Origin of the sequence: Aeromonas sp. Y289-2 (assembly GCF_027705925.1) — a bacterium.
GTDB classification, from domain to species: Bacteria; Pseudomonadota; Gammaproteobacteria; order Enterobacterales; family Aeromonadaceae; genus Aeromonas; species Aeromonas veronii.
Window position 1 is genome coordinate 1 of record NZ_JAPDCH010000002.1, and the last position, 15,887, is coordinate 15,887.

The following is a 15,887-nucleotide window of genomic DNA, read 5'->3' on the forward strand; positions in this document are numbered from 1 at the left end:
TTTATAGCTCAGTTGGTTAGAGCACTACCTTGACATGGTAGGGGTCGTTGGTTCGAATCCAATTAAACCCACCACTTCTGCATAAAGAAATAAAAGCCGCATTGCGCACCCTGCGTCCTTAGCTCAGCTGGTTAGAGCATCACCTTGACATGGTGGGGGTCGGTGGTTCGAATCCACTAGGACGCACCAGATTAAAAAAGCCCGCTCATCGAGCGGGCTTTTTGCATTCTGCCATGCAGCTACCCCGCCAATCTGTTCATCACCGACCGAGCAATGGCGCAGAACCTTGTTCCCATAAAAAACCCGTGCCATCCGATAAACGACACGGGCCAGATCGATGCCGCCAGCGCCTCAGCTCTGCACGGCAATCTCGTACTTCTTTATCTTGCGATAGAGGGTGGCAATCCCAATCCCCAGCGCCTGTGCGGCCAGTTTTTTGTTGCCAAGCCGCTGCAGGGTCTCTTCAATCATCTGTTTTTCCATGCTCTCAAGGCCGCTCTCACCAGGGACGGGTTCAGGCAGTTTCTCCGGCGTGGCGGCGAGCGGAGCGGTGGCAGGGACATTGAACGCCGCATCCAGATTGGTCACCGGGATCGACTGGGCCGCCACGCGATGGGGCTCCTGATTGCGGATGATGTTGGGGGGCAGCAGGCTGGCGTCAATCACCTCGCCCGCCTGGCTGACGTTGACCAGATATTCGATGAGGTTGCTGAGCTCGCGGACGTTGCCCGGCCAGCGATACCCCTTGAGTAACGCCATCACCTCGGGAGCCAAACCGGGATAGACGATGCCAATGCGGTTGGTGTGCAGGTTGAGGAAGTAGTGGGTCAGCAGCTCCACGTCCCCTTCCCGCTCCCGCAGAGGCGGCAGGTTGAGGGGGATGACGTTGATGCGGTAGTAGAGATCTTCACGAAACTTCCCCTCGGCGATGTATTGATCAAGGTGCTGGTGGGTGGCGGCGATGATGCGAATATCCACCGGCACGGGTCGGCTGGCCCCGATGGGGGTCACCTCCCGCAGCTCCAGCACCCGCAGCAGCTTGGCCTGCATGGTGAGCGGCATGTCGCCAATCTCGTCAAGGAACAGGGTGCCCTGATGGGCCGCCTGAATCAGGCCCTGCTTGCCGCCGCTGGAAGCGCCGGTAAAGGAGCCCTTCACATAGCCAAACAGCTCGCTCTCCAGCAGTTGTTCGGGAATGGCGGCGCAGTTGATGGCGATAAAGGGCTTGTCCTGCCGCGGACTTAGGCGATGGACAGCGCGGGCCACCACCTCTTTACCGGTGCCACTCTCGCCACAAATCAGCACGCTGGAGGGGCTCTGGGCGATGCGGTGCAGCAGCCGCTTGAGGGTGCGCATCGGCTTGCTCTCGCCGATCAGCTGATCGATCCGCACATCCGGATCCGGCTCCTGAACCTGACCGGAGTGGGACTGGTGAAACGCCATCAGAAAGAGCTGCTGGCCCTGCACATGATGTAGCTGGCCAATGATCAGCTCCTGACGACCTTCAAAGGTGATGATGTGCTGAAGATGACCACTCAGCCCCTGTTGGGAGAAGGTGAGCGGTCGGATCCCCACTTCGCGCCCCTGCAGCTGTTCCTGCTGGCAACCCAGATGATGGAGCGCCGCCTCGTTGGCGTAGAGCAGTTGACTCTTGTCATCGAGCAGCAGGCAACCCTGATCCATGTTGGTCATCAGATTGAGGAACACCTTGTTGACCCCGTCCGACAGCCCGCGTGAATCGAGCAACTTGGCTACAAAGATGGTGGAGATGTGGCGCACATAGTCGCACACATCCTGCAGATTGTTGTTGAGGCGCGCCTGCTGCTCGTCGCTGAAGGCCACCAGACTGATCACCCCGATGCAGCGCTCGTCCACCATGATGGGCACCCCGAGGAAGGCGCGCTCACGGCAGCTCTCCTTGCAGGTACAGCCGTCACACACGGGATCATCGCTGGTGTGGGTAACGATCTTCTCCCGCTGGTTATCAATCACATAGCGCAGCAGGCGGGAATCCCCCTCCAGCTGACGTCCGAAGAACTTGCCATAGGGCCCGGTGCCAGCCACCCGAACCATATCGGCATCCACAATCTCGACCTCAAGCTGCAGCACACTCGCCAGCATCTTGGCAAAGCGCAAGATGGTCGGCTGGATCTGCATCAACAGACACTGGTTGCTCACGGATCTCATCCATCGTTCCTTTTTGTTCTTGTTATCCTCCCCCTAAAGGGAGTCATGCTGGCCAGATACTAAGGGATATCAGGCGGAACTACTTCGGGGGGGATCACGAAAAGGGAAAATGATCCGTATCCTCCGCGACTTCAGAGGCACAGATAAAATTCAATAAAAACATAAAGATGAAAACACATGCAGCAAGATAAATCACTTGGGCCAGCCAAGCCTGCTGATCTGCGGACTCCATCGACGGATCATGCTGACTGTGGGGAAAACAACCTCTGAAAAGACATTTGGTTCACGCGCCGCGTACCTGTTTCAAGACTTGGCACTCATGGTCGAAATCCGCTTTATCTTGCGGCTGAATGTAACTTTGCCAGCGGGCAAACAGCTCGGCCGTCGGATAACGATGAAGACGAATACCGGTGCGATAGAGTTTGGGAAAGAGTGGGTCTGGCTGGGATCTCACGACCAGACCACGCAGCTTCTCGCCAGAGGGAATGGCAATCACCAGCTCATCCCCCTCTTTCAACCGTATGGCCCCCAGAATACCGATGCCGCCGATGGCTATGTCGCGCACTACTACATAGGGCACCGGGTTGAGCAACTCCAGAAACCAGTTGCGACGGCGACATTCTGCCTTGTAACCACCCCCACTGAGGATAAAACGGCGGTGTCTGCGCCAGTCATAACCGGTAGGCAATGCCGGGTCATAGCGCGATTTTGCCTGCCCCACAGGATAAGATTGCTCACTTGTGCTCATCCGGTTTCCCTCACTGGCATTGGTTGAACAGTGTCAGTCAGCTCTTTTCATACTATAGCTGTCGCCGTTAGGCCCGGGGCTCAGGGGCCGGATACAGGGACGACAGATATATCACGGAGGCAATAATGGACAGAGATGGCATGGATTAGATACGAACTACTGTGACTCGGTTCGATCAAGCAAGTGAACCGTGAGTCGCACCGCCGCACCGATGCAATCTGGCTTAGCCGGGCAGATGAAGTGCCAACCAGACCGCCAGCGGGATCACCAGCACAGAGAGGGCATTGCCGCCGAGCACGATACTGGCCACCTTGTCCGGCTGACAGTGATACTGCTCGCAGAGCATGTAATTCAAGACCGCAGGGGGCAAGGAAACCGACAACATCAACAGCGGGATCCACTCCGTCTTGAGGGGCAACAGCCAGCTCGCCAGCAGCAGCGACAATCCTCCCGCCAGCAGATAGAGCAGGTTGCACTTGAGCGCGAGGCCAAGGTGATCGAGTTCTCCCTCCATCAGGCGAATACCCAGCGCAAAGAGCATCAGGGGCACCGAGATCTGACCGAGCAACGAGGCCGTGGTCACCACATATTCCGGCAGCGCAATGTGCAGGTTGGCAACCAGCAAACCGGCCAGCGCGGCCCACAGTACCGGGCTGCGCAGCCACAGCCAGCGAGAGGTATTGGCCGAGAGGATAAACATGCCGACCGAGAAGTGCAGCAGATTGGAGAGCACAAAGAGGATCACGATGGCCCCCAGTTGCTGCTCACCAAATGCCAGCACCATCAAGGGGATACCGAGATTGCCGGTATTTCGGAACATGGCGGGCAAGATCAGCGCTGCCCGCTCAATCCCTTTGAGTTTGAGCAGCGCGAGCAGCAGACCGGGTAACAGAATAACCAGCGCCCCCGCAGCAATCAGCGGCATATGCTCCGCCAGCGCCAGCGGATACTTGACCAGCGCGGAGAAGACCAGCGCCGGGGTAAACAGCTCGATATTGGCCCGATTGACGTAACCGAGCGCGGCCCCCGGTCGCAATCGCCCGTAGAGGGCGCCGAGCCCGACCACACCGAACACCGGAATGACGATATTGAGCAGGGCGCTGAACATGGGCGGCGTCCGTTACAGTTCGCGGGCCGGTTTGCCCATCAGCACCACCGGCTCCAGCGTCACTTCCAGTGCGCCGTTACTGACCCAGAGCTGACCATCGGAAATAGTGCAGGTGAGCTGCATGGTACGCTCGACCATGGCGGTGAGCGGCAGTGTCTGGCTGTCGGAGAGTTCGATGATGCTGAGGTTGTCATGCTGGCTCAGCTTGCCCTGGTTCTGCTTCCACCAGACGCTGGTGCCACGACCGCCGTAGAGATAGAGCACCACCTGACGGGCACGGTTGCAGGCTTTTTTGAGCCGTTTTTCATCGGGTTGGCCCAGCTCGATCCAGAGCTCTATTTCGTCCGAGTAGTTCTTGCACCAGAGCTCGGGTTCATCATCGGCGCTCAATCCCTTGGTGAACTCCAGTCGCTCAGCGGCGTGCCAGGCAAAAGCCGCCAGCCGGATCATCATCCGCTCATCGGTTTCGGAGGGGTGGCGCGCCAGCGTGAGGGAGAAGTCCTGATACAGATTGCGATCCATATCAGACAAACTGATCTGGGCCTTGAATACGGTTGCCTTGAGAGCCATATAAAACCTTGAACACCTGATAAGAGAAGGGTGAGTGGGAAATACGGGCGCCAGTGTAATCAAAATCGGCGGCAGGTTCGACCATCCTGACCAAAGATTTCCCCTTCCCTGCCGGGATAAGTGCTTTAAAAGACACAAAAAACAAATGCCAGTCCGAAGACTGGCATTTGGCGGCATGGAGAAGCGACTCACTTCTCGGCGGACTGTACCCCGAACGCGTTCAGCAGCATGCAACAGGTCACTGCCACCGCCACGAATCCGCTCAGAAAGATAAAGGGCATGGCCCCGTATCCCAGTACTGTCCAGATGGTGTGTTCAAGAAGACTCATTGTTGTGTCCTTCATCCGGTGAAAGGTGTGTTCCTTCTGGCGGATATTGGCTCCGCTCTTGATGCCTCCATTTGACCTCAATCAGCGGTTGGGTCCTATGCCACCAAAGTGATAAATGCAGGGTTCATTTGCGCTGGATCAAGCTTTTTGGCCAAATATCCATGCAGTTCAAGCAATTACCACCGCCAATCAAGGATAGACACAAACACGGTAGAATAAAAAAACGCGCCGGATGGCGCGTTTCTTGGACAGCACAGGCAAGGGATCAGTTGTCGCACAGATCGCTTGGCATGTCCTGACGCAGGCGGGTCCACAGCTTGCCGGACTCGATACCGTACTGACGCACCGTCATGAACACGGCTTCGTGGTTCTTGGTCTCGGCCAGATTGAGCAGGGTCTTGTAGTAGGCATCTGCGGTCTCGCGAGCCTGCTTGTCGGAAAAGTAGTAGCTGCCAACCCGGCTGTACAACCCTTTGAAACCGTTCAGGATCAGGGCGTAGATCGGATTGCCGGAAGCAAACGCCAGCTGGTGGTGCAGGCGATAATCGAACTCGGCATAAGCCTGGGCGTTGTTCTCGACCCCATCTGCGCCACGCAGGATCTCGGCGGCCTGTTCCGGATTGTGACGGATCGCCCCGCGGATAAAGATGGTGCAGATGTGGGTTCGGGCGGAGAGCAGCTGAGCTATCAGATCAGGTACCTTGTCCTGATCCAGACGAGCCAACGTCTCCAGAATATTGAGGCCGGAGGTTTCCCAGAAATTGTTCACCTTGGTCGGCTTGCCATGCTGTATGGTCAACCAGCCATCACGGGCCAGTCGCTGCAGCACTTCGCGCAAGGTAGTCCGCGTCACCCCGATCAACTCGGATAATTCACGCTCGGCGGGCAGAATAGATCCGGGAGGAAAGCGATTGTTCCAGATGGACTCGATGATGTATTCCTCGGCAAACCCAGCTGGGCTCTGCGCTTTTATAACCATGAATTGACTCTGTTGTAATGCGTAAAAAGGCTGACGAATGATATCAAAGCGATGATGGCTGGCAAGCATAAGGTCAGTCCTCTGCTCACATATGGCAAATATAGTGTTGGGAATATGTATCTAATCGCCACGAGGGAGCCAGCCAACCCCGACAAGGTGGTTATAAAACAGACAGATGGGCAGAGATCCATCGGCTATCATTTATAATCGTCACGCTTTTTGATTAAAATCACGAGGAATCAGACAGATAAAGGCCAACATCCGGAGGCACAGGTCGAATCATCCTTGACTGCATAGAAGCAGATCCTAACAACAAAGTTGAGACCCATTATCATGCCAATAAGCCTAGGGCAGGCATTCGCCAAGAACTTCTTGGGCAATGCACCACAGTGGTATAAAAGCGCCATCTTGCTATTTCTGGTGATCAATCCGATTGCCTTCCACCTTGATCCTTTCATTGCGGGCTGGTTACTGGTCGTTGAGTTTATCTTCACCCTGGCCATGGCCCTCAAGTGCTACCCCCTGCAACCGGGTGGTCTGCTCGCGATCGAAGCCGTGTTGATCGGCATGACCTCCGCCGATCAGGTCAAACACGAGCTGGTCGCCAATATCGAAGTGCTGCTGTTGCTGGTGTTCATGGTGGCAGGCATCTATTTCATGAAGCAGCTGCTGCTTTATGTCTTCACCAAGTTGCTGATCGGCGTACGCTCCAAGATCCTGCTCTCCCTCTCCTTCTGTCTGGTCTCCGCCTTCCTGTCAGCTTTTCTCGATGCCCTGACCGTGATTGCCGTGGTGATCAGTGTCGCCACCGGCTTTTACGCTATCTATCACAAGGTCTCGTCCGGCAAGGAGTTTGGTCACAACCATGACCATACCGATGATAAGGAAGTCGCCGAGCTCAATCGCCAGGATCTCGACGATTTTCGCGCCTTCCTGCGCAGCCTGATGATGCATGCAGCCATCGGTACCGCGCTGGGTGGTGTCTGCACCCTGGTGGGCGAGCCGCAAAACCTCATCATCGGCGAGCAAGCCAGCTGGAACTTCGCTGAATTTGCCATTCGCATGTCTCCCGTCACCATCCCCGTCTTTATCTGCGGACTGCTGACCTGCGTGCTGGTGGAGCAGTTCCGCTGGTTTGGCTATGGTGCCCGCCTGCCGGACACGGTGCGCGCCATCATGGAGGAGTACAACCGCTACGAAGAGGCAAAACGCAGCCCGCAAGACAAGGCGAAGCTGATCGTTCAGGCATTGATTGCGATCTGGCTGATTGTCGGTCTGGCCATGCACCTGGCTGCCGTTGGCCTGATTGGTCTCTCGGTCATCGTGCTGGCCACCTCCCTGACCGGGATCACCGAGGAGCACTCGCTGGGTAAAGCCTTCCAGGAGGCACTCCCCTTCACCGCCCTGCTGGCGGTCTTCTTCAGCGTGGTCGCCGTCATCATCGATCAGCAGCTGTTCAAGCCGGTGATCCAGCTGGTACTGGCAGCCAAACCGGAGAACCAGCTGGCCCTCTTCTATCTGGCCAACGGGGTGCTCTCCATGGTCAGTGACAACGTCTTTGTCGGCACCGTCTACATCAATGAGGTGAAGACGGCCATGCTCAATGGTGCCATCGACCGCGCCCAGTTCGATCTGCTGGCGGTAGCCATCAACACAGGTACCAACCTGCCATCGGTCGCCACCCCCAATGGTCAGGCCGCCTTCCTGTTTATGCTCACCTCGGCATTGGCGCCGCTGCTGCGTCTCTCCTATGGCCGCATGGTCTGGATGGCGCTGCCCTACACCCTGGTGCTGGGGCTGATCGGCTTTTTCTCTGTCGAATTGCTGCTTGGTCCTGCCACCGAGTGGTTCTATCAGCATGGATGGCTGGTGATGGAGAGTGCGCTGCCAGCGGTACAGCCGGCGCTGCATTAATCCGCTGCAACGGAACCCGAGGGCCCTTTCAGGGCCCTTTTCTTTTCTGCCCCGCTCTGCTCTAATTCAGCCACTGTTTTTTCTGAGAGATCAATGAGATGATCGAGTTTCTCCGCCGTATCGCCGCCCATCGGCTGGCCTGGGGTCTGTTGGCAGCATCAGCCCTGTTCCTCGAGTTGTGCGCCCTCTTCTTCCAGCATGTGCTGGGCCTCTCCCCGTGCGTGATGTGCGTTTACGAACGGTTGGCGACCCTGGGTGTGCTGGCCGCAGGTCTGCTCGGCATGGTTGCGCCGGATAAGTGGTATGTTCGCTGGAGTGCCATGTTGCTGTGGGGCTACAGTGCCTTCCGTGGCTTCCAGCTGGCCCTCAAGCATGTGGACTATCAGGTTAACCCCTCCCCGTTCAACGTCTGCAGCCCGTTTGCCAACTTCCCGAGCTGGGCTCCGCTCGATCAGTGGCTCCCCTGGCTCTTTATGCCGGAAGGGGATTGTGCCCAGATCACCTGGCAGTTCTTCGGTTACTCCATGCCCCAGTGGCTGGTCCTCATCTTCGCCGCTTACCTGTTGGTCTTCACCGTAGTGGCCATCGGCAATCTGGTGAAAGGGCGCTGCTGCAACTGAGTGTCATGCCCGCGTGGAGATAAAAAGGGGGAGCCATTATGGCTCCCCCTTCTCGTTCTGGTTGACCGTATTTCTGATTATGCCTTGGCTGTACTCATCTTGGCCTTGACCGCGCCAATTACCATGGGCAACAGGGAGATACCGATGATGCCGAAGATCAGCAGGGTAAAGTTGTGACGCACCACCGGCAGATTGCCAAAGAAGTGACCGGCATAAACGAAGGAGAGTACCCACAGCAGGCCGCCAACCAGGTTGAACGCCAGGAAGCGCGGATAGGTCATGGCCCCCATCCCTGCCACGAACGGCGCAAAGGTACGCACGATGGGCAGGAAGCGGGTGATGATGATGGTCTTGCCACCATGCTTGGCATAGAAGGCGTGGGTCTTCTCCAGATAATCCCGGCGGAAGATTTTGGAGTCCGGGTTGCGGAACAGCTGCTCGCCGAAGAAGTGCCCAATGGTGTAGTTAACCACGTTGCCCAGCACGGCAGCGATGATCAGCACGGCCGCCAGGGTATGGACGTCCAGCACGCTGCCCACGGTAAGCGCACCGGCGGCAAACAGCAGGGAGTCACCCGGCAGGAACGGCGTCACTACCAACCCGGTTTCACAGAAGATGATCAGAAACAGGATGGCATAAACCCAGACGCCATAGTTCTCGAACAGCTCTTTCAAATGCACGTCAACGTGCAGGATAAAGTCGATTGCAAAGAGGATCAGATCCATTTTTTCCATACCCATAAAGTGAACGGCGTGGAGTCTACGCCAATGCCATTCGGGCGACAATCACCGGCCAGCCTCTTTTTCATCCTGCAGAGCCCACCTTCAAATGAAACCGTTTTTCCGCTTCCTTCGAGGGTGGGAGCACAAAGAGAGATGCCGAGCGTGGTGTTGAAAAGGTGAACTAGGAGACCTGTTCCAGCTCGCTGCGCACTGCGGGGGGCAAACAACGCTCCCAGCCCCATAGCAACACCAGCAGCAGGGTCACATCATCGAACCATCCCAGCAAGGGCACCACGTCGGGGATAAGATCCACCGGACTGATGCCATAGAGCAGGATAAGGATCACCAGTCCCCTCGCCCACCAGGGGGTACCGGGATGGCGAAAGCCCTGATAGAGACGACGAAGTCGTTGCCAAATCAGCCAGCGTTTGCGGCTCATGACTCGATCAACTCGCTGCGCAACTGCTGGATCTGATCCCGTAGTGCCGCCGCCTGTTCGAACTCCAGATCCCGGGCATGTTGGAACATCTGCTCCTCCATCCGCTTGATCTCTTTGGCAATCTCGCTGGCAGAGCGGACATGGTATTCCCCTTGCGGCTCGGCTGCCTTGCGCATCCCCTTGCCTGATTTGCCTGCCGTGCGGCTGCCGCCCATGTCCATCACATCGCCAATGGATTTGTTGAGCCCTTTGGGGGTGACCCCATGCTTGAGGTTATGGGCATGCTGCAAGGCGCGGCGCCGCTCGGTCTCCTCAATGGCGACCTTCATCGAGTTGGTGATGGTATCGCCGTAGAGAATGACCTTGCCGTTGAGGTTACGCGCCGCCCGGCCGATGGTCTGGATCAGCGAGCGAGTGGAGCGCAGGAAGCCCTCTTTATCTGCATCCAGAATCGCGACCAGCGACACTTCCGGCATGTCGAGACCTTCCCGCAGCAGGTTGATGCCCACCAGCACATCGAACTTGCCAAGGCGCAGATCGCGAATGATCTCCACCCGCTCCACAGTATCGATGTCGGAGTGGAGGTAACGCACCTTGACGTCGTGCTCCGCCAAATATTCGGTCAAGTCTTCCGCCATCCGCTTGGTCAGGGTAGTAACCAGCACCCGTTCCTCGACGGCGACCCGCTTGCGGATCTCGGAGAGCAGATCGTCCACCTGCGTGGTCACCGGACGCACCTCGATCTCCGGATCGAGCAGGCCGGTTGGGCGCACCACCTGCTGCACCACATCGCCGCCGGACTTCTCCAGCTCGTAGGGGCCGGGAGTCGCCGAAACAAACACCGTCTGCGGCATCAGCGCTTCAAATTCATCGAACTTGAGCGGCCGGTTGTCCAGCGCCGAGGGGAGCCGGAAGCCGTACTCCACCAGGGTCTCCTTGCGGGAGCGGTCCCCTTTGAACATGGCGCCAATCTGCGGCACCGTGACGTGGGACTCATCGATGATGAGCAGGCCATCCCCCGGCAGGTAGTCAAACAGGGTGGGCGGCGGCTCCCCCGGCGCACGGCCGGAGAGGTAGCGGCTGTAGTTCTCGATGCCGGAGCAGTAACCCAGCTCCTGCATCATCTCCATGTCGAACTGGGTACGCTGGCTGATGCGCTGCTCTTCCACCAGCTTGTTGAGGGACAACAGCTGCTCGCGGCGACTGCGCAGCTCCTCCTTGATATGCTCGATAGCCTCCAGAATGGTCTCCCGCGGGGTGGCGTAGTGGGTCTTGGGGTAGATGGTGTAACGCACCACCGTCTGCTCGATGGCGCCGGTCAGAGGATCGAACTGGGAGAGGCGCTCCACCTCTTCATCAAACAGCTCTACCCGCAGGGCCAGCTTGTCCGATTCGGCAGGGTAAATATCGATGACTTCACCGCGCACCCGGAAGGTACCGCGCTGGAACGCCATGTCGTTGCGGGTGTACTGCAGCTCGGCGAGACGGCGCAGGATATCCCGCTGGTTAATCACATCCCCCACTTTCAGGTGCAGCATCATGCTGAGATAGGCTTGGGGATCCCCCAGACCATAGATGGCCGACACCGAAGCAACGATCACCACATCGCGCCGCTCCAGTAGTGCCTTGGTGGCCGACAATCGCATCTGCTCGATGTGATCGTTGATCGAGGCATCCTTCTCTATAAAGGTGTCGGTGGTCGGCACATAGGCTTCGGGCTGGTAATAGTCGTAGTAGGAGACGAAATACTCCACCGCGTTGTCGGGGAAGAACTCCTTCATTTCACCATAGAGCTGGGCGGCCAGGGTCTTGTTGGGAGCCAGGATCATGGTCGGGCGGTTCAGGGTGGCGATGACGTTGGCCATGGTGAAGGTCTTGCCCGAACCGGTCACCCCGAGCAGGGTCTGGTGGGCCAGCCCTGACTCGATGCCATCCAGCAGTTGGGCAATCGCCGTGGGCTGATCCCCGGCGGGTTGAAACTGGCTGGCTAACTTGAACAATTTGCTCATGAACACTCCCGACACAAAACAGCAGAGGAGCAGTGTAACCGAGGGTTTGGCAGCGGTACACCCGTGCCATCATCCCGCGAATGGCTTGACCACCCAGGATACCTTCTGTATGATGCTCCTCCTTGCCTGATGTTCCCCCGTAGTTCAGTCGGTAGAACGGCGGACTGTTAATCCGTATGTCACTGGTTCAAGTCCAGTCGGGGGAGCCAATTCCTCACCATCTCGGTGCAAGTTATCCACTTTAGTGCCCTCTCCTGCCAATTTTAATGCACAAGATCCTTCTTGCTGCTGACGCTCCCTTTTGTTACCCGTCTCGGCTCGACAGAGTTTTCTTCTGTCGCATCTAACTATTTGATTTTTATACAAACATTTTTCTTCCGGTATTTTTTGAACAGCCCTTGCATCCCAGTACTGGCGCGGCTTTCAGGGCGATGAACAAGTTTCATAAACAGGGTTATCCACAGATTCTGTGGGTAAGTGCAGCAAGCCCTGTCAGGACGCGGGATTGCCCTTGATGGCCCCCGGCGAAGAGTCATTTTGCTGGCCAACCTGATTTTATGCTGTTTTTTGCTCCCTCCGGAACCACCTAGTGACAGGCTCTATTGGCACTTTTCAGAAGCATCTTTTTGCCAACCCATGCCCCGTGGGCGAACGGGCAAATATCAAGCTGATTTGCCCCTCAGCCAACCATGGTGGCCATCGGTTGAATCTGCTGAAACTGATCCCCGCCAAGCGGCTGGACAGCAGAATCTAAAATATCGGCCTGCGCCAGAGCACTTCGGTCGCGGGCAGCAGATTTCACTAATTGACAACAACGGTTACAGCAAAAATTGCCAGATTTCATCCGCTTGTCTCCCTATCACGCCGCCGGCTCCACAAATAGCGTCCGATAACGTCCGATTAATCGCTCCCTTGCGCTTCTTTATTGGGGATAGATCCGGCACAATATCGACCCCACTTTTTTCCTCGGTTTTTCCGGGCATGACCATAGATTTCGTGACACTGCTACATCAAAGCGACTCCCTGCTGCTGTTCGTGGTATTGGCCTTCGGCCTGCTGCTTGGCAAGGTGCGAATTGGCAACTTTCAGATTGGCAACACCATAGGTGTGCTGTTTACCGCCCTGCTGTTCGGCCAGATGGGCTTCGAATTTGCAGCTACCACTGAAAACGTCGGCTTTATGCTGTTCATCTTCTGTGTGGGGATCGAGGCGGGCCCTCACTTCTTCAGCGTATTCCTGCGCGACGGCATCCACTACATCACCCTGACTCTGGTGATCTTGCTGACAGCTCTGCTGCTGACGGTGGGGCTCGCCAAGTTCTTCAATCTGGGGCCGGGCATGGCGGCGGGGATCCTGGCGGGTTCCCTCACCTCGACTCCGGCGCTGGTGGGTGCCCAGGATGCCTTGCGCAGCGGTCTGCTCAACCTGCCCCATCAGACCGATATGCAGGCGGTACTCGACAACATGGGCATCGGCTACGCCCTGACCTATCTGGTGGGTCTGGTGGGCCTGATGCTGGTGGTGCGCTACCTCCCATCGCTAGCTCGCCTCGACCTCAATACCGAGGCGCAAAAAATTGCCCGTGAGCGGGGGCTCTCCGACAGCGAGAGTCGCAAGACCTATCTGCCCATCATTCGCGCCTATCGGGTTGGCCCCGAGCTGGCGGCATGGATAGGTGGTCGTACCCTGCGAGAGACCGGCATCTATCCCCATACCGGCTGCTATGTAGAGCGGATCCGCCGCAACGGCATTCTGGCCAGTCCCGATGGCGATGCCGTCATTCAGGAAGGGGATGAGATCGCCCTGGTGGGCTATCCCGAGAGCCACGAGAAGCTGGACGTCAACTATCGCAACGGTAAAGAGGTGTTCGACCGCAACCTGCTTGACCTGCAGATCGTCACCGAAGAGATAGTGGTAAAGAATGACTCCGTGGTAGGCCGCCATCTGGTGGAGCTCAACCTCACCGAGAAAGGGTGCTTCCTCAACCGGGTAGTGCGCTCCCAGATCGAGATGCCGTTCGATCGCAACATCATGCTGCAAAAAGGCGACGTACTGCAGATCAGCGGCGAGAAGCAGCGGGTAAAACTGCTGGCCAACAAGATCGGCTTTATCAGCATCCACAGCCAGACCACAGATCTGGTGGCTTTCACCACCTTCTTCGTACTCGGTCTGCTGATCGGCTCCGTTTCGCTGGTGTTCGGTCAGATCGAATTCGGTCTCGGCAACGCCGTCGGCCTGCTGCTGGCGGGCATTCTGATGGGTTACCTGCGGGCCAACCACCCGACGGTCGGCTATGTGCCGCCCGGCGCGCTCAGATTGGCCAAGGATCTCGGTCTGGCGGTCTTTATGGTGAGCACGGGCCTGAAAGCCGGTGGCGGCATCCTCGACCACCTCAGCGAGGTGGGTACGGTAGTGCTCTTCTCCGGCATGCTGGTGACCACCTTGCCGGTGCTGGTAGGCTATCTGTTCGGGGTCTGGGTGCTCAAGATGAACCCGGCGCTGCTGCTCGGTGCCATCACAGGTGCCCGTACCTGTGCCCCGGCGATGGATGTGGTCAACGAGGCAGCCAACAGCTCCATTCCGGCGCTCGGTTATGCCGGTACCTATGCGGTGGCCAACGTGATGCTGACGCTGGCGGGCTCCTTTATCATCGGCTTCTGGTTCTAGCCAGTACCCATCACATTACCGCTAACAAAGAAGGGAGCCTCAGGCTCCCTTCTTGCTATCTACTCCGCTAGAGAGATGTAGAGCAGGCTCATTGGTGTGGCGTCACCTCCCCCACCATCTGCGCTGAAATCTGCCACTAACCCACTCTTCCTATTCCACAATGGCCTCTGCTCTGCTCTGCTCTGCTCTGCTCTGCTCTGCTCTGCTCTGCTCTGCTCTGCTCTGCTCTGCTCTGCTCTGCTCTGCAATGAGTGATGGCAGATCCCGAAGACAAAAAAAGCGCCCTGAGGCGCTTTTTTTATATCAACCGGATAATCAGCCTTTGAACTTGCTGAACACCAGAGAGGCGTTGGTACCGCCAAAGCCGAAGCTGTTGGACATGACGGTGTTGAGTTCGGCCGCTTCGTACTCGCGCACGATGGGCAGACCTTCCGCTTTCTCGTCCAGAGTCTCGATGTTGATGCTGGGGGCGATAAAGCCGTGTTCCATCATCAACAGGGAGTAGACAGCCTCGTGCACGCCCGCCGCGCCCAGCGCATGACCGGTCATCGCCTTGGTGGCAGAGATCTTGGGACCGTTGGCGCCAAACAGCGTCTGGATAGCTTCCAGCTCTTTGGTATCACCCACCGGAGTGGAGGTGCCGTGGGTGTTGATGTAATCAACCTTGCCCACACCCTGCATCGCCATCTTCATGCAACGCACCGCGCCTTCACCGCTCGGCGCGACCATGTCATAGCCATCGGAGGTAGCACCGTAGCCAGTCAGCTCAGCATAGATGTGAGCGCCACGGGCCAGAGCATGTTCCAGCTCTTCGATCACCAGAATGCCGCCACCACCGGAGATAACGAAACCGTCGCGGTTCGCATCATAGGTACGGGACGCTTTTTCCGGCGTGTCGTTGTACTTGGTGGAGAGGGCGCCCATGGCATCAAACTGGATGGTAGAGGACCAGTCCAGCTCTTCACCGCCACCGGCGAAGACCACATCCTGTTTGCCAAGCTGGATCAGCTCAAGCGCGTGACCGATGCAATGAGCAGAGGTGGCGCAAGCTGAGCTGATGGAGTAGTTGACACCCTTGATCTGGAACGGGGTCGCGAGGCAAGCGGAAGTGGTAGAGGACATGGTACGCGGCACCATGTAAGGGCCCACACGCTTGACCCCTTTCTCACGGGCGATGTCCACAGATTCCGAGGTGTTCTTGCCGGAGGCACCACCTGAACCGACCACCAGGCCGGTACGCTCGTTGGAGACCTGATCTTCCGCCAGACCGGCATCTTCAATGGCCTGCTGCATGGAGAGGTAGGCGTAGGCCGCAGCGTCGCCCATGAAACGCATGACTTTACGGTCGATCAGTTCAGACGGATCGAGTTTGATGTTACCCCAGACACGGCTGCGCAGGTTGTGCTGTTCGAACTGCTCGGAATAGGTGATGCCGGATTTACCTGCTTTCAGGGAGGCCAGCACTTCTTCCTTGTTGTTGCCGATACTGGAGATGACGCCGATACCGGTGATCACTGCTCTTCTCATTAATTCATCTCGTCTGGAAAAACTGGCGCCAAGTCTACCCGCTTTCGGCTGCCAAACTGGTCTGCTTT

14 protein-coding genes and 2 tRNA genes are annotated in these 15,887 nt (G+C 57.4%); 5 read left to right on the top strand and 11 right to left on the bottom strand.

The window, feature by feature from the left end:
* Positions 1-112: 112 nt before the first annotated feature.
* Positions 113-189, top strand: a tRNA-Val gene (locus OKC43_RS04380).
* Positions 190-351: 162 nt separating this feature from the next.
* Here OKC43_RS04380 and OKC43_RS04385 read toward each other — a convergent pair.
* The 6 genes from OKC43_RS04385 to fadR all read right to left on the bottom strand — a co-directional run bounded on the left by OKC43_RS04385 (position 352) and on the right by fadR (position 5,921).
* Complete coding sequence (locus OKC43_RS04385) at positions 352-2,187, bottom strand: sigma 54-interacting transcriptional regulator (protein WP_236271374.1); 1,836 nt, start codon at positions 2,185-2,187, stop codon at positions 352-354.
* Positions 2,188-2,470: 283 nt separating this feature from the next.
* A complete protein-coding gene (locus tag OKC43_RS04390; RefSeq protein ID WP_236271373.1) occupies positions 2,471-2,935 on the bottom strand; it encodes a hypothetical protein in 465 nt (154 codons plus the stop codon).
* A 223-nt stretch (positions 2,936-3,158) separates the two neighbouring features.
* Positions 3,159-4,043: an AEC family transporter gene (locus tag OKC43_RS04395; RefSeq protein ID WP_236271372.1), complete on the bottom strand. Its 885-nt coding sequence runs from the start codon at positions 4,041-4,043 to the stop codon at positions 3,159-3,161.
* Between the two features lie 12 nt (positions 4,044-4,055).
* A complete protein-coding gene (locus tag OKC43_RS04400) occupies positions 4,056-4,613 on the bottom strand; it encodes a YaeQ family protein (RefSeq protein WP_236271371.1) in 558 nt (185 codons plus the stop codon).
* 188 nt (positions 4,614-4,801) lie between these two features.
* Complete coding sequence (locus OKC43_RS04405; protein WP_005345965.1) at positions 4,802-4,942, bottom strand: TIGR02808 family protein; 141 nt, start codon at positions 4,940-4,942, stop codon at positions 4,802-4,804.
* Between the two features lie 265 nt (positions 4,943-5,207).
* On the bottom strand, positions 5,208-5,921 hold the full coding sequence (gene fadR / locus OKC43_RS04410; protein WP_026034983.1) for a fatty acid metabolism transcriptional regulator FadR: 714 nt from the start codon (positions 5,919-5,921) through the stop codon (positions 5,208-5,210).
* Positions 5,922-6,254: 333 nt separating this feature from the next.
* Between fadR and nhaB the strand changes: the two genes are divergently transcribed.
* Positions 6,255-7,835 (top strand): Na(+)/H(+) antiporter NhaB, encoded by a 1,581-nt coding sequence (nhaB, locus tag OKC43_RS04415; RefSeq protein WP_236271370.1) that lies wholly within the window; start codon positions 6,255-6,257, stop codon positions 7,833-7,835.
* 98 nt (positions 7,836-7,933) lie between these two features.
* Entirely contained in the window at positions 7,934-8,455 is a 522-nt protein-coding gene (gene dsbB / locus OKC43_RS04420; RefSeq protein WP_236271369.1) for a disulfide bond formation protein DsbB, read from the top strand.
* A gap of 77 nt (positions 8,456-8,532) precedes the next feature.
* Here dsbB and OKC43_RS04425 read toward each other — a convergent pair whose 3' ends face one another.
* The 3 genes from OKC43_RS04425 to uvrB all read right to left on the bottom strand — a co-directional run bounded on the left by OKC43_RS04425 (position 8,533) and on the right by uvrB (position 11,625).
* The gene (locus OKC43_RS04425) at positions 8,533-9,180 is read right to left on the bottom strand and encodes a DedA family protein (protein ID WP_041202713.1); all 648 of its coding nucleotides are present in this window, start codon (positions 9,178-9,180) and stop codon (positions 8,533-8,535) included.
* A 178-nt stretch (positions 9,181-9,358) separates the two neighbouring features.
* On the bottom strand, positions 9,359-9,616 hold the full coding sequence (locus OKC43_RS04430; RefSeq protein ID WP_100653657.1) for a YkvA family protein: 258 nt from the start codon (positions 9,614-9,616) through the stop codon (positions 9,359-9,361).
* On the bottom strand, positions 9,613-11,625 hold the full coding sequence (gene uvrB, locus OKC43_RS04435) for an excinuclease ABC subunit UvrB (protein WP_236271368.1): 2,013 nt from the start codon (positions 11,623-11,625) through the stop codon (positions 9,613-9,615). The genes OKC43_RS04430 and uvrB overlap by 4 nt, the downstream gene beginning before the upstream one ends.
* 133 nt (positions 11,626-11,758) lie before the next feature.
* Between uvrB and OKC43_RS04440 the strand changes: the two genes are divergently transcribed.
* Positions 11,759-11,834, top strand: a tRNA-Asn gene (locus tag OKC43_RS04440).
* A gap of 470 nt (positions 11,835-12,304) precedes the next feature.
* Here the strand turns inward: OKC43_RS04440 and OKC43_RS04445 are convergent.
* Positions 12,305-12,469: a hypothetical protein gene (locus OKC43_RS04445; RefSeq protein WP_236271367.1), complete on the bottom strand. Its 165-nt coding sequence runs from the start codon at positions 12,467-12,469 to the stop codon at positions 12,305-12,307.
* Between the two features lie 137 nt (positions 12,470-12,606).
* Here OKC43_RS04445 and OKC43_RS04450 point away from each other — a divergent pair, with 137 nt between their 5' ends.
* Positions 12,607-14,292 carry an aspartate:alanine antiporter gene (locus OKC43_RS04450; RefSeq protein WP_005336899.1) on the top strand — a complete coding sequence of 562 codons (1,686 nt, stop codon included), beginning with the start codon at positions 12,607-12,609 and terminating at the stop codon, positions 14,290-14,292.
* A gap of 315 nt (positions 14,293-14,607) precedes the next feature.
* On the opposite strand, the gene fabB is transcribed toward OKC43_RS04450, so the two are convergent.
* Complete coding sequence (gene fabB, locus OKC43_RS04455; protein WP_100645761.1) at positions 14,608-15,819, bottom strand: beta-ketoacyl-ACP synthase I; 1,212 nt, start codon at positions 15,817-15,819, stop codon at positions 14,608-14,610.
* Between the last annotated feature and the right edge of the window lie 68 nt (positions 15,820-15,887).

What these genes read in the sequence shown, in the direction of transcription:
- OKC43_RS04385 (WP_236271374.1), bottom strand. Translation starts at nt 2,187, where the DNA reads ATGAGATCCGTGAGCAACCAGTGTCTGTTGATGCAGATCCAGCCGACC.
- OKC43_RS04390 (WP_236271373.1), bottom strand. Translation starts at nt 2,935, where the DNA reads ATGAGCACAAGTGAGCAATCTTATCCTGTGGGGCAGGCAAAATCGCGC.
- OKC43_RS04395 (WP_236271372.1), bottom strand. Translation starts at nt 4,043, where the DNA reads ATGTTCAGCGCCCTGCTCAATATCGTCATTCCGGTGTTCGGTGTGGTC.
- OKC43_RS04400 (WP_236271371.1), bottom strand. Translation starts at nt 4,613, where the DNA reads ATGGCTCTCAAGGCAACCGTATTCAAGGCCCAGATCAGTTTGTCTGAT.
- OKC43_RS04405 (WP_005345965.1), bottom strand. Translation starts at nt 4,942, where the DNA reads ATGAGTCTTCTTGAACACACCATCTGGACAGTACTGGGATACGGGGCC.
- fadR (WP_026034983.1), bottom strand. Translation starts at nt 5,921, where the DNA reads ATGGTTATAAAAGCGCAGAGCCCAGCTGGGTTTGCCGAGGAATACATC.
- nhaB (WP_236271370.1), top strand. Translation starts at nt 6,255, where the DNA reads ATGCCAATAAGCCTAGGGCAGGCATTCGCCAAGAACTTCTTGGGCAAT.
- dsbB (WP_236271369.1), top strand. Translation starts at nt 7,934, where the DNA reads ATGATCGAGTTTCTCCGCCGTATCGCCGCCCATCGGCTGGCCTGGGGT.
- OKC43_RS04425 (WP_041202713.1), bottom strand. Translation starts at nt 9,180, where the DNA reads ATGGATCTGATCCTCTTTGCAATCGACTTTATCCTGCACGTTGACGTG.
- OKC43_RS04430 (WP_100653657.1), bottom strand. Translation starts at nt 9,616, where the DNA reads ATGAGCCGCAAACGCTGGCTGATTTGGCAACGACTTCGTCGTCTCTAT.
- uvrB (WP_236271368.1), bottom strand. Translation starts at nt 11,625, where the DNA reads ATGAGCAAATTGTTCAAGTTAGCCAGCCAGTTTCAACCCGCCGGGGAT.
- OKC43_RS04445 (WP_236271367.1), bottom strand. Translation starts at nt 12,469, where the DNA reads ATGAAATCTGGCAATTTTTGCTGTAACCGTTGTTGTCAATTAGTGAAA.
- OKC43_RS04450 (WP_005336899.1), top strand. Translation starts at nt 12,607, where the DNA reads ATGACCATAGATTTCGTGACACTGCTACATCAAAGCGACTCCCTGCTG.
- fabB (WP_100645761.1), bottom strand. Translation starts at nt 15,819, where the DNA reads ATGAGAAGAGCAGTGATCACCGGTATCGGCGTCATCTCCAGTATCGGC.